The sequence below is a fragment of the Paraburkholderia sp. EB58 genome, assembly GCF_050436665.1.
In the GTDB taxonomy this organism is placed as follows: domain Bacteria; phylum Pseudomonadota; class Gammaproteobacteria; order Burkholderiales; family Burkholderiaceae; genus Paraburkholderia.
On record NZ_JBNDMQ010000001.1, the window covers coordinates 450,777 to 463,328 of the forward strand.

The 12,552-nt window shown below is 60.8% G+C and carries 12 protein-coding genes; 1 reads left to right on the top strand and 11 read right to left on the bottom strand.

What is annotated here, in order from left to right:
- Positions 1–4: 4 nt before the first annotated feature.
- The 11 genes from P3T40_RS02085 to P3T40_RS02135 form a co-directional block, all read right to left on the bottom strand.
- A complete protein-coding gene (locus P3T40_RS02085) occupies positions 5–904 on the bottom strand; it encodes an NAD(P)-dependent oxidoreductase (RefSeq protein ID WP_429266008.1) in 900 nt (299 codons plus the stop codon).
- A 31-nt stretch (positions 905–935) separates the two neighbouring features.
- Positions 936–2,285 carry an MFS transporter gene (locus P3T40_RS02090; RefSeq protein WP_429266009.1) on the bottom strand — a complete coding sequence of 450 codons (1,350 nt, stop codon included), beginning with the start codon at positions 2,283–2,285 and terminating at the stop codon, positions 936–938.
- Between the two features lie 46 nt (positions 2,286–2,331).
- Positions 2,332–2,727, bottom strand: a complete 396-nt coding sequence (locus P3T40_RS02095; RefSeq protein WP_429266010.1) for a carboxymuconolactone decarboxylase family protein — start codon at positions 2,725–2,727, stop codon at positions 2,332–2,334.
- A gap of 135 nt (positions 2,728–2,862) precedes the next feature.
- Entirely contained in the window at positions 2,863–4,293 is a 1,431-nt protein-coding gene (locus P3T40_RS02100) for an aldehyde dehydrogenase family protein (protein ID WP_429266011.1), read from the bottom strand.
- A gap of 21 nt (positions 4,294–4,314) precedes the next feature.
- The gene (locus P3T40_RS02105) at positions 4,315–5,202 is read right to left on the bottom strand and encodes an NAD(P)-dependent oxidoreductase (protein ID WP_429266012.1); all 888 of its coding nucleotides are present in this window, start codon (positions 5,200–5,202) and stop codon (positions 4,315–4,317) included.
- 12 nt (positions 5,203–5,214) lie between these two features.
- A complete protein-coding gene (locus tag P3T40_RS02110) occupies positions 5,215–5,541 on the bottom strand; it encodes an NIPSNAP family protein (RefSeq protein ID WP_429266013.1) in 327 nt (108 codons plus the stop codon).
- Between the two features lie 54 nt (positions 5,542–5,595).
- A complete protein-coding gene (locus P3T40_RS02115; RefSeq protein ID WP_429266014.1) occupies positions 5,596–6,516 on the bottom strand; it encodes an NAD(P)-dependent oxidoreductase in 921 nt (306 codons plus the stop codon).
- A 31-nt stretch (positions 6,517–6,547) separates the two neighbouring features.
- Positions 6,548–7,936: an MmgE/PrpD family protein gene (locus tag P3T40_RS02120; RefSeq protein WP_429266015.1), complete on the bottom strand. Its 1,389-nt coding sequence runs from the start codon at positions 7,934–7,936 to the stop codon at positions 6,548–6,550.
- Positions 7,926–8,711 (bottom strand): SDR family oxidoreductase, encoded by a 786-nt coding sequence (locus P3T40_RS02125; RefSeq protein WP_429266016.1) that lies wholly within the window; start codon positions 8,709–8,711, stop codon positions 7,926–7,928. The genes P3T40_RS02120 and P3T40_RS02125 overlap by 11 nt, the downstream gene beginning before the upstream one ends.
- A 12-nt stretch (positions 8,712–8,723) precedes the next feature.
- Positions 8,724–9,524: an N-acyl homoserine lactonase family protein gene (locus P3T40_RS02130; RefSeq protein WP_429266017.1), complete on the bottom strand. Its 801-nt coding sequence runs from the start codon at positions 9,522–9,524 to the stop codon at positions 8,724–8,726.
- A gap of 83 nt (positions 9,525–9,607) precedes the next feature.
- On the bottom strand, positions 9,608–11,008 hold the full coding sequence (locus tag P3T40_RS02135) for an MFS transporter (RefSeq protein ID WP_429266018.1): 1,401 nt from the start codon (positions 11,006–11,008) through the stop codon (positions 9,608–9,610).
- A gap of 282 nt (positions 11,009–11,290) precedes the next feature.
- Here P3T40_RS02135 and yghU point away from each other — a divergent pair, with 282 nt between their 5' ends.
- A complete protein-coding gene (yghU, locus tag P3T40_RS02140; RefSeq protein ID WP_429266019.1) occupies positions 11,291–12,163 on the top strand; it encodes a glutathione-dependent disulfide-bond oxidoreductase in 873 nt (290 codons plus the stop codon).
- Positions 12,164–12,552: the final 389 nt, after the last annotated feature.

Here is a 12,552-nt window from a genome sequence, read left to right on the forward strand (position 1 = left end):
CCTTTTAAGGTTGTCCGTCGAACAGCCGCACGCCGCCCGACACGTCGCCAATCGCATCGACGACCCGATTGCTGATCACATCGCCATAACCCAATGCCGTGCCAAGGCCGAAGCTTGCCAGTGGACCCGCGGCATTCAGCGACGTCACACCCAGTTCGCGCGCCCGGTCCACGTACAGCACCACATCCTTGGTCATCAGCTTGCCGGTGAGACCGCCTTCCAGATAATCGCCGTCGACGATTTTCGGAAAACGGTTCAACGTCGCGAAGTTGACGCCACTACTGCTGTTCAGCACCTCGAGCAGCAGATGCAAATCGAGGCCGGCCTTTTTGCCCGCGACCATCACTTCAGCGCTCGCGGCGAGGCTCACCGCGTTCAGAAAGTTATTCAGTAGCTTCGTCGTATGCCCGGTTCCGCTCGCGCCCATGTAGGCGACCTTTGCGCTAATCGGTTTGAACGCCCACTGCAGCGTCTCGACCGCACTGGCGTCGCCGCCCACCATCAACGTCAGCGTACCCTTTTCAGCGGCTGCGGCGCCGCCCGAGATGCCGGCGTCGACGTAATGGACGCCGCGTTCCGCAAACCGCTTCGCCAGCCGGATAGTCGAACTGGCGGCAGCCGTGCTCAGATCGACGACGATCTGTCCTGATCTGCAATGCGCAAGCACACCGCCCTCGCCTTCGACTACCGCCTCCACGACCTTGCTGTCCGGCAGCGACATCATCACGACGTCGGCGAACGACATGACATCGCGCAACGTGCCGGCCGGCTCGGCACCAGTCGCTGCAATACGGTCCGCGACGGTATCGAAGCCGAGCACGGCGATACCTGCATCGACGAGCCGTCTCGTCATTCGGCCGCCCATGTTGCCAAGGCCGATAAAGCCGATCCGATTCTGATTCATGAATCGCTTCCCTCCAAAGAAAACAGTTACCTTAGAAATCGACATCTTTCGTTTCCGGGCCCATGAGCGCGCCGACCATTCCGATCAGGCCTCCTACGCACAGCAGCGCAACCGAGGTCAAACGCAGTGGCATGAATGCGCTGAGCCAGTTCATATAGAACGCGTAGAACGATGGGATGATCACGGAAAGACTGAAACCGACGCCGAAGCCCGTTGCACGTACATCGGTCACGAAGCGCTCGTTGATGTACGTGACAATCACGCCCCATGGCGACGTCACGAGCACGGCGAGCACGCAGACGAGCCCGATGATGGTGGTCAACGACAAACCTTCGCCATTCGCAAGCACGTACAAAAGCGCTGCGCCGACCGTCGCAATCAGCGGGCCGACAATGACGAAGAAGCGGCGGCGCCCGATTCGCTGTGCGATCAGCCCCGAACCGATATAGCTGAAGAACAGCACGAAATAGGTGATCATCAGCGTGGACGCCATCTGAAAGCCGGACAGGTGCAGCGTTTTCACCAGCAACCCGGTTGGCAGAAAGATCGTCACGATGTTCTGCGTGAGCCAGAAGCCCGTCATCATCACCAGCACCTGCAGCAGGTTGCGTCCGCTCTTGCCGCGCAGCAGGTCAGTCAGCGGCAGTTTTTCGGCCTGGGCCGCCTTGTCGGCGGCTTCGGTCTTCCAGATTTCCGACTCTGCCACCTTGTGCACGTAATACATCGCGAGCACGCCAGCAAGCAGGGCCCCCAGTACGAACGGCACACGCCAGCCCCACTGCGCATAAGGCGAATTCATGCCATGCAGCGGAAAGAGCGCAAACATCAGCATCGCGACGAGATTGATCGTCACGTAGGCAGCGGGAAAGCCCGCGATGATGAAACCGCCGACGAAGCCGCGCTGTTCTTTCTTCGAATACTCGATTGCCAGCGGCATCGCGCCGGTGTAGCCGCCGCCCAGAAAGATGCCGTCGACGAAGCGTAGCAACACCAGCAGCCAGTAGGACACGATGCCGATCGTCTCGTATCCCGGCAGTAGCGCAATCAACAAGGTGACCACGCCGAAACCCGACACCGACCAGATGGAGGCTTTACGCCTGCCGATCCGATCCGCGATCATCCCGAACAGCAATGCGCCGACAGGCCGGCCGAGCAGTGTCGTGATGAATACGAGCGACGCCAGAATTGTCTCCGTTCCGCTCGACAGATGGGGCGGCTGAAAGAACCCCAGCACCGGCGACAACACGACGACCGGAAGGTAGATATCGAACATGTCGATAAACTCGGAAAAGAACGCACCCTTGATGGCATTGCGCCTTTTCGTTTCTATCGACTGCGCCCCTTGCGACTGAACAACGTCGTTAGCAGTTATGGTCTTCATCATTGTCTCCAGGTTTTTTGTCGGCTGATATGGGTCTGCCATGCGGTCAGGCCGTCGAGTTCTCCGCCTCGTACGCCTTGATGGCCTCTGTCGCTACGCGAAATGCGGCAAGCGCGAGAGGCGCGCCGCAATAGACAGCCGCCTGCATCAACACCGCGCGGATTTCGTCCCGCGTGACGCCGTTGCGCAATGCGCCCTTCACGTGCACCGCCAGTTCGTGATGCTGGCTCATCGCCGTCAACATGCCGAGGTTCAGCATGCTGCGTGTCTTGAAGGGCAATGTCGTATCGCCCCAGATATCGCCCCAGCAGTACTCGGTGACAAACTTCTGCATCGGCCGATTGAAGTCATCCGCATTGGCCCAAGACTTTTCCACATGGCCGGCGCCGAGCACCTCCTTGCGGTTCTCAAAGCCTTTGTCGAAGCGTTCGCTGTTATCCATCATGAAATCCTCTGTGGTTCGTGGTGGTTTCACATTCAAACCATCTTGCTGCCGGACACGCTGATTGTCCGACAATCAAAAACTGCAAAATTTTTTACGCGGGTTGGTCCGGCACGACACATGTCGTGCCTCGCCTCAGACAGCGCCATATCCAACCATCGCCTTCGTCTCGAGATACTCGCGCAAGCCCGCCTCGCCCCACTCGCGGCCGTTACCCGAGCGCTTGTAGCCGCCAAACGGTGCGCCGAAATCGGCGGGCGGATAGTTCAGGTGCACGCCGCCTGCACGCAATGCACGTCCCACTTTCCGCGCTCGCTGGATATCACCCGACTGCACATAGGCGGCGAGTCCATAGTCGGTACCGTTGGCAATCTCGACCGCGTCCTCTTCCGAGTCATACGCGATGATCGACAATACTGGTCCGAAGATTTCCTCGCGCGCAATCGTCATGTCTGGCGTCACATCCGCGAAGACCGTCGGGCGCACGTAATAGCCCCGCTCAACGCCCGCAGGCAAACCCGTGCCGCCCGTTACGAGCCGCGCCCCTTCGTCGATGCCCTTCTGGATCAACGTCTGCACGCGGTCGAACTGGTTGCGGTTGACGAGCGGTCCAAGCTGCGTGGCCGGATCGTCAGTTGGGCCGAGACGGTAGGCTTCGGCTGCACGCTTCGCGATTTGCGCGGCATCGTTCATCAGATGACGCGGTACCAGCATGCGAGTCGGAATCGAACACGACTGGCCGGAGTTTGTAAAGCATGCTGCCAGGCCACGCGTCACCGCTTCGTCGAGGTTGACGTCGTCGAGCAGGATATTCGCCGACTTGCCGCCAAGCTCCTGCGCGACGCGCTTGACCGTTTGTGCCGCCGCCTGTGCCACCTGCACGCCCGCACGGGTTGATCCGGTAAACGACACCATGTCGATGTCCGGATGAGAGGCGATCGCCGTGCCAACACCGGGACCATCGCCATTGACGAGGTTGAAAACACCCGCCGGCACCTGCGCTTCGTCGAGCACTTCGGCGAACAGCAAGGCGCTCAACGGCGAATACTCGCTGGGTTTAAGCACCATCGTGCAGCCCGCCGCGAGCGCGGGCGCGATCTTCACCACGATCTGGTTGATAGGCCAGTTCCATGGCGTGATCAGCCCGCATACGCCGATCGCCTCCAGCACGACGCGTGTGCTGCCGCGCTGCTCCTCAAAGCTAAACCGTTCGAGCACGTCGATTAACGCATTCAGATGCGCCGGCCCGCGCGCGGCTTGGCCGCTGCGAGCGAAGGTGATCGGCGCACCCATTTCGCGGCGGATCAGTTCGGCGAATTCGTCATAGCGGCGCTCATAGATTTTCAACACGCGTTTGAGCAAGGCGACGCGTTCGCGTACATCCGTTACTGACCACGCCGGAAACGCGCGACGTGCCGCAGCCACAGCCCGATCCACGTCTTGCGCGTTGCCGAGCGCGAGCCGCTCGATCGGCGCTTCGGTAGCCGGATTGATGACGTCAAAGCCGATGGTGGACGAAGGTTCGACCCATTGTCCGTCGATATAGAACTGTGCTGCATGTGACATGACAGACTCCGTTCTGTTGGTTCAGGATGCATCGCCGGACAACAGCCGATACATTTCCGTGTGGTCAGTAGCCGGTGTCGAACGCTGCGCCGCTTCGTCCCACATCGTCGTGCAGGTCACACCGAGCGTCATCGGATAGCCGACCGATTGCGCCAACGCGCGCGCGATCTTCAGATCCTTGTTCATCAACTGAAGCGCGAAGCCCGACGCAAACGTGCCGCTCAGCATGAACTGCTTGACCTTGTTCTCGGACGTATTGCTGCGGCCCGTCGACGCATTCAGCACATCAGTCATCACCTCTGCTTCGATGCCGAAACGCTGCGCGATGTGCAGCGCTTCGACGGTCGCCGCGAGGCCCGCCGCCGAGACGTAGTTGTTCAGCGCCTTCGCCGCATGGCCGGCGCCCGCGCTGCCGATATGCAGCACGCTCTTTCCCATTGCATCGAGCACCGGCTTGCAGCGTGCAAGCACCTCCGCACGGCCGCCAACCAGGATTGCCAGGGTACCGTCTTTCGCCTTCTTTACGCCGCCCGATACGGGCGCATCCAGATAGGCGAGACCGCGCTCTTCGAGCGTCGCGCCGAGCTTGCGAGAGCGCGCAGGCTCCGACGAGCTCATATCGATCACGACCGCGCCGCTCGCGAGCCGGCTCGCCCAACCTTGCGCGCCGTCCCCAAGCAGCACGGCTTCTACGATCGCCGAATTGGGCAGCATCGTAATCACGACGTCCAGCGTTGCAGCGTGTTCGGCTTGGAGGCGCTGGCCGCCAATTTGTGCGGCGAGCGTATCGGCGCGCGCAGCATCGGCATCGCCGAGGTACAGTTCGAACCCGCCGGCGGCGAGACACTGCACCATCGGCGCGCCCATCATGCCGAGTCCGATGAAGCCGATGCGTTTCGGTTGTGCCATGATAAGCGTCTCCTACTTCAAAGCCGAGAAGGCAGTCGGCGTCAGAAAGTGATTTTCGATGCGCTCGACAATCGGCCTTTCCGCTTCGGTTGCAGCGCGCTTGGCGATCCACTCCGCATCCGCCTGGAATGCGTTCCACTTCAGCTCGCGCTCCGCGAGGCTCTCCCACTTCACCATGTAGGTGAGCGTGTGATTGCTTGGGCCGATCAGCGTGGTCCAGAAGCCGATTTGTTGAATGCCGTATTTCTCGAAGAAGCCGAGCGTCGTCGTGGTAAAGCGATCGAGCAACGCGGGCAGGCGCGTGGGTGCGCAGTGGTAGATGCGCATTTCGACAATCATGTAGTACTCCGTTTCTTCAGGTTATGTATTGTTCGTCTTGTAGCGTTCAACCGGTCAGTCGGCCAGCCCTTCGCCAGACGACCAACGTTCGACGTATTTGACGAGCTCGGTCATGTCGCGCTTCGTGCCGTCCTGCATCGCCGCGTAGTTCCAGACTTGACGCGCAACACTGCCGACCCACATCGGCACGCCCAGTGCCTGGCATTCTTCGACGGCAAGGCCGATGTCCTTGCAGACGCTGCCAATGGGAAAGCCAAAATCGAAGGTGCGCGGCAATACCTGCTTCGGAAACTTGTCCAGCGTCGCGCCGTTTTTGCCGCTTCCTGCGTTGATCACTGACATCATCACCTCGGGGTCCAGGCCGCCCCGCACACCTGCAACGAAAGCCTCGGACGTAATGGCGAAGGCGGTCGACGACAGCATGTTGTTCAACAGCTTCAGCAACTGCCCTTGCCCGGGCTCTTCGCCCACGACGAACACCTTGCCGAGCACTTCGAACAACGCGCGCACCTCGTTCACTGCCGCTGGTTGGCCCGCCGCCATGATCGCGAGCGTGCCATTCTTCGCCCCTGCTGCACCGCCGCTGACCGGCGCATCGACGGTCGCGATGCCTTTGGCCAGCAGGCCGTCGGCGACTTCCTTCTCGGTGCGCGACCCCACGGTCGACAAATCGACCAGTATCTTCAGGGCGCGGCCTTCAATGAGCCCGCCATCGCCCAGTGCGACCTGCTTGAACACGGCCGGCGTCGGCAGGCTCGTGAACACGATGCGTGCGCTGTCCGCTACTTCACGAACCGACTTCGCAGTACGCGCGCCGAGCGCCGCGAGTTCAGCGACCGCCTGTTCGTCGCGGTCATACACGATCAACGCGTGACCCGCTTCGATCAGACGCCGTGCCATCGGACGTCCCATTACGCCCACACCAACAAAGCCGATTTGACTGTTTTGCTCACTGCTCGACATGATTTCCCTCATCCATGAAAGATTCTCGCCCCCGTCAGGCCCTTCACGAGGCGCGCGCCATGCGCATCAATGCGGCGGCATCGGGCTCGCGATCGAAGCGCCATAACAAATCGACAAGCGGTTGCGGCGAAACGCCCGAGCCGCCGTATGCGGCTAGTTCGCGCAGCTTCGCTGCCAGCTCCTCGTCCGCCAGCGGCGCCGCAAGGCTGCCGCGCGCGGCGTGAATCCGTCGCGATACGGACTCGCCTGAGCGCAACACGATCCTGACCTGCGCCGACTCGACGGCCCACGATGCATCGTCGATGAAATGCAAGCGGCCCGCGAACGCTTGTAGCGAGGGGGCCGCCACCGCCGCATCGCTGAATTCCGCAAGACCTGCCTTGCCGCGCGCCAGTGTCACCGCCACGGCGTGTTGTGCGCTGACCTGCGATTCGCGCCCAGAGCGCACGCCGGCCCGGTCGGTGCGCTCGCGCAGCAGCGGGTGCCCGGTCAGCTCGACACGTTCGATATCGTCGAGCGTCCAGGCGGCATCGCGGCGAAGATCGAGGCATGCATCGATGACCGGATTCAGCACCACACCGCAGGGGTATGGCTTATACGTGTTGGATGACAGCGCCCAATTGCGCCCCAGTCCAGCCGTGATCGCGCTCAGATCCGGCGCGGCAACGGTCACGTGCAGAAACCCGCGTGCACCTTCGAGCGGGGCATCGGGACCAGAAAACCCGTCAGCCGCCAGTAATGCCGACAACAGTCCATTGCGCGCCGCATTCCCGACGCCAATGCTTTTCGACATCGTGCCAAGCGTTTCGACCAGCCCCCCCGCCTGCGCCGATGCATTGCCAAGCGCCCAAACGATTTGGTGTTCGTTCAGTCCGCAGGCTTTCGCGACCGCCGCCGCAGCGCCGAATACGCCACACGTCGACGTGATATGCCAGCCGCGTTGATAATGTTCGGGCGACACTGCATTGCCGATCCGGCATTCGACCTCCACGCCGAGCGCGAACGCAAGGAGCAGCGCTTCACCGCTGATCGTCGCCGACTCCGCTTGCGCTTCGGCCAGCGCAAGCAACGGCGCCGCGACCGGTGCCGTCGGATGGATGATGGTCGGCATGTGCGTGTCGTCGAAGTCGAAGACGTTAGCGCTCATCGCGTTGAGCGCCGCTGCGTTCAGCATGTCCGTTCTTTCCCCGCGCCCAATCACGCTAGCGTTCTCATTCGCGCGGAAACGACTGTAAACGGCAACTGCCTTGTCGATCACCGGATCGCGACAGCCAGAAAGCGAAACCGCGACGTAGTTAACCAAAGCGCGCTTTGCCTCATGTCGCGCGGCGGCGGGTATGTCGGACCATTTAGTAGTCGCCACGAATCGCGCGAGTTCACGCGTAACGGTGTCTGCCGGGACTACATGCGTCGTGAAGGAATTAGCCTGCAAGCCAGCCTCCTTCAATCGGCATCAGCGCGCCGGTAATCTGGCTTGCCGCCGGGGAACATAGAAACACGATCAGTTCGCCCACATGCGCTGCATCGATCAGCTCGCCCGTAGGCTGCTTGCCTTTCAGGAATTCATGTACTGCGTCGTGGCGACTCAGTCCGCGCGCATCTATCAGATCGTTGATGCGACCGTCGATGTTCGGTGTCAGTACCGACCCTGGGCAGATCGCGTTGCATGTAATGCCCTGATTGAGCGTCTCAATGGCTACCGAACGCGTGAGCCCGAGCAACGCCGTCTTCGTCGTGACGTAATCGACGCGGTTAGCCGTCGCCCGTGCGCCATACACCGAGGTCATGTTGAAGATGCGTCCCCAACCGCGCTCGCGCATGCCGGGCAACGTCAATTGGATAGCACGAAACGCCGCCGTCAGATTCACGGCCAGTGCGCTGTGCCAGTGCTCGAGCGCGAATGATTCGATGCCGGCGAAATGCCGGACCACTGCATTGTTGATCAACACGTCAATCGATCCCAGCTGCGCGCACGCCGTTTCGACGAGCGCGTCGATGCCTTCCACCGTCGACAGATCAGCACGAACGTAACTCACGTTGACATCGAACGAAGACGCAAGTTCAGCAGTCGTTTGCTCCATACCGTGCGCCGTCTCAAGACCATGCAGGACGATATCGCAACCGCTCGCCGCGAGTGCTTTTGCCATTGCCAGGCCAAGTCCGTTCGACGAACCCGTCACGAGCACATTTTTTCCGTTTAGCGCCATGTGCGGTTTCTCTTAGCGGGGCTCGACATCGAGACGCACAATCCAGCCGTCCGTCTCGCGATCATGTGCGGGATAGCGCGAGAGCACAGCCGGATCATGACCGGGAATCACATGGTTCGGCGAGGCGGCAAGACGATGCGCGGTCTCGTAGCCTTCCAGCATGTCGCCGACGTTATAGACGACCGGAAACGGCCGATGCTGCTGCATATTCGCGTAGAAGTGCGACGCATCGGACGCCAGCACGACCCAGCCGCGCTTCGTATGCACGCGCACGACCTGCAGACCGTTCGTATGGCCGCCGACCCAATGCACGCTCAAGCCCGGCGCGACTTCCGATGCGCCGTCATGAAACTGCACGCGTCCGTCGAACAGACGGCCGACCATCGATTTCACGTCCTCCGGTTCAAACGGATGACTGAGCGCATGGTGGCACATGCAGCGGCCCGTGCAATAGGCCATCTCGCGGTCCTGAATGTGATACCGGGCGTGCGGAAATAGCGCACTGTTGCCCGCATGATCGTAGTGCATGTGGGTGATGATCACGTCCTCGACGGATGCAGCGGAGATGCCGATTTTCTGCAAGCCACGCTCTACTGAATTCGTGATCGTGCGTCCGCGCTTGTCGGCCATCATCTGATCGAAACCGGTATCGACGATGAACGTGCGCGTCTCGCCGACCACCGCCCACACGAAGTAATCGAGCGGCATCGCGACGTCATGAGAATCGCCGCCGATGAAGTTGTCGCCCGAACGGCGCTCGAAGTGCGCGTACTTGACTGCGAAAATCCGGTAGTTCTCGACTTGCGATGACATGTCTCGGGTGTCCTCGTATTGATTGAAATGCAGTTGGCGCATAGGCCCGCTTCAGCGATGCTTCAGTCTCACTGCGTCCGGCTTCATCTGACCGCCTCGGCTGCGCCGCCCTCGATCGTTTCGGGCGCCGCGCTGCCCACTTCCTGTTCAATGGCTTCGAGCGAGCGCCGTTTCGTCTCCGTGCCAATCAAGGCCACGATCAACGCTTGCGCAAGCAGTGTTCCAACTATCAGCGTCAACACACCGGCGATGCCAAACCTCATGAACGATGCCGCAACCGCATAAGGAATCCCGATGCTGACCGCGCGTCCAACGGTATTCGACAGCCCCGCTCCACGCAGCCGCAAGCGGGTCGGAAACAACTCAGGGACATAAGTCGCCACACTGAACGACGACAGCACGTAGATGCAGCACGTAATCGCAAACCCCAACGCCGTAATGGCGACAGCAGACTGCGCGAACGGATAGACGACACCGAACGCCGCGCAGATTAGCGAAAACACCACGATGCCCCATTTCCGGCCCATACGCTCGGCGAGCAGGAACGCGATCAGCGAACCAACCGGCCCCCCTGCAAACATCACGGCGGTCAGACCCAGCGAACTGGATACGCTATGCCCTTGCTTGACCAGGAACGTCGGTATCCAGCTAACGAACGCGTAATTGACCGTGAAAAGCGCAACCAGTACCGTGATGCCCGTAATCGTGCGACCCAATAGTTGCCGGGAGAACAGTTCGCGCAACCGGCCCTGCTCGTCCGAATCCACGCGACGCGGCGCCGGTTCGTTCGCATGGGTGGCGGCAGCGTCCACGCCGCATGCGGACTCGATGCGCGAAACGATCGCCGCAGCTTCGCCGACGCGGCCTCTCGACTCGAGCCAACGCGGCGACTCCGGCATCGACTTGCGCAGGAACCAGACCACCAGCGCGCCACAGCCCGCGATGGCGAACATCCAGCGCCATCCATATTGAGGGACGATCAGCCAGCCGAGAAACGTCGAAAGAAACAATGACGTGTTGATAATAAGGTTGAGAATCGTGCCGAAGCGGCCACGCCACGTGGCGGGAATGAACTCGCTTAACGTGCCGTAGCCAACGACGATCTCGGCCCCCATTCCAACACCCATGATGAGCCGGAAGAAGATGAGCCACGGCATCGACGGCGCAAACGCAGCCGCAATCGAAGCAAAGCCATAGATACCGAGGTTGAACTGATAGCAGAAGCGGCGTCCAAATCTGTCGCCAAGGACACCTGACAACCATGCTCCCGTCATCATGCCGATGAACGTTACGGAGACGAAGGCCGCGTTGAGACTGAGCGTAGATTCGCCGCTGTGAATCATGGCGGCAAGTACGGTGCCCGCGATGTAAATGTCGAACGAATCGAAGTACATGCCGGCGGCAATCAGACCGAGCGTCCGCCAATGGAATCCGGACAGCGGCAGGCCGTCCAGACGTGCTCCTACGCTTGCATAGCCCGGCATGATGGTGTCTCCGTCTATCTCGGTCTTTTGCCCGCGGGCCGTTCGCCACTCTGAATTGGGACAGCGAACCCACACGACTTGCAAATCAGTTTATACGCCTGTCATACAATCCGTCAAGAAGACGAGTTGCTTGACGTTGCCGAGGCGTTTCAAACCGGGCAGACACGGAACAGTCCGACCTCGCCCCGACTTTGGCCGCTCTCCAGCACGTTCTCCATCAATTTGTTAATCTCGCTTCGAAACCCCTATTCCCACGACGCAAGGACACAAGGAGCGTGAAGCATGAGCACTGTCGACTACGTGCCACCGAAGGTTTGGACCTGGAACAAGGAGAACGGCGGCCGCTTCGCTAGCATCAACCGCCCAATCTCGGGGCCGACGCACGACAAGGAATTGCCGGTCGGCCTGCATCCCCTCCAGCTCTATTCGCTGGCGACGCCCAACGGCGTAAAGGTCACGGTGATGCTCGAAGAGCTGCTGGCGCTTGGCCATAGCGGCGCGGAATACGACGCCTGGCTAATCAGGATCGGCGATGGCGAACAGTTCGGTAGCGGCTTCGTCAGCGTGAATCCGAACTCCAAGATTCCCGCGCTACTCGATCGCAGTGGCGCGAAGCCGATCCGGGTGTTCGAGTCGGGTTCGATTCTGATGTACCTTGCCGAGAAATTCGGCGCTTTTCTGCCGACCGAGGCCGGCGCGCGGGCCGAATGCCTCTCATGGCTGTTCTGGCAGATGGGCAGCGCACCGTATCTGGGTGGCGGCTTCGGTCACTTTTATGCGTACGCCCCCAGCAAAATCGAATATGCGATCGACCGGTTTACGATGGAGGTGAAGCGTCAGCTCGACGTCCTCGACAAGCAGCTCGCCGATAACGAATACATAGCGGGCAGTGAGTACACCATCGCCGACATGGCCATCTGGCCCTGGTACGGCGGCCTGGTGAAAGGCTGGCTCTACGAGGGGGGCGAATTCCTCTCGGTGCAAGACTATAAGCATCTGCAGCGTTGGGCCGATACGATCGGCGCACGCCCGGCCGTGCAGCGTGGACGGAAGGTCAATCGCACTTTTGGCGAGCTTTCGGACCAGCTGCACGAACGCCATGCCGCCACCGACTTCGAGACCCACACGCAGGACAAGCTAAGCGTGCAGAAATAGCCGCTGCGTGCAGCACTATCGCCTTGCGCTCGCCTGGCTTAGGATTGGGCTAAGTTGGGCTGCGCGGCCTTACATCCGCCCGACACGTCCACCGTAAGTTAACGATTTCTTCAGCTTCCATCCATGGTGTTCCCAGCAACTGGACCCCAGTATTAGCGGGGGCGATCCGGACTGCGCACAGAATTCACCAAAACACCCGGCATTGCCGTTTCGGTCAGCTACCGGCTGACCGTGTCCATACTTCTTTGCTGGAGGAATTCGACATGAAGATGTTTCGAATCGTGGTGACCTGCGCCGTCGCCCTCGTCGCCGGACACGTTTGCGCGCAAGACCAGCCTGCTCCTCCAGTTGCTGCGCAGCCCGCCCAGGACGTTGGGGGCATCTCCGAC

Excerpts from the sequence above, each read along its gene's own strand:
- P3T40_RS02095 (WP_429266010.1), bottom strand. The coding sequence starts at position 2,727 with ATGGATAACAGCGAACGCTTCGACAAAGGCTTTGAGAACCGCAAGGAG.
- P3T40_RS02130 (WP_429266017.1), bottom strand. The coding sequence starts at position 9,524 with ATGTCATCGCAAGTCGAGAACTACCGGATTTTCGCAGTCAAGTACGCG.
- P3T40_RS02135 (WP_429266018.1), bottom strand. The coding sequence starts at position 11,008 with ATGCCGGGCTATGCAAGCGTAGGAGCACGTCTGGACGGCCTGCCGCTG.
- P3T40_RS02110 (WP_429266013.1), bottom strand. The coding sequence starts at position 5,541 with ATGATTGTCGAAATGCGCATCTACCACTGCGCACCCACGCGCCTGCCC.
- P3T40_RS02085 (WP_429266008.1), bottom strand. The coding sequence starts at position 904 with ATGAATCAGAATCGGATCGGCTTTATCGGCCTTGGCAACATGGGCGGC.
- P3T40_RS02115 (WP_429266014.1), bottom strand. The coding sequence starts at position 6,516 with ATGAGGGAAATCATGTCGAGCAGTGAGCAAAACAGTCAAATCGGCTTT.
- P3T40_RS02125 (WP_429266016.1), bottom strand. The coding sequence starts at position 8,711 with ATGGCGCTAAACGGAAAAAATGTGCTCGTGACGGGTTCGTCGAACGGA.
- yghU (WP_429266019.1), top strand. The coding sequence starts at position 11,291 with ATGAGCACTGTCGACTACGTGCCACCGAAGGTTTGGACCTGGAACAAG.
- P3T40_RS02105 (WP_429266012.1), bottom strand. The coding sequence starts at position 5,202 with ATGGCACAACCGAAACGCATCGGCTTCATCGGACTCGGCATGATGGGC.
- P3T40_RS02090 (WP_429266009.1), bottom strand. The coding sequence starts at position 2,285 with ATGAAGACCATAACTGCTAACGACGTTGTTCAGTCGCAAGGGGCGCAG.
- P3T40_RS02100 (WP_429266011.1), bottom strand. The coding sequence starts at position 4,293 with ATGTCACATGCAGCACAGTTCTATATCGACGGACAATGGGTCGAACCT.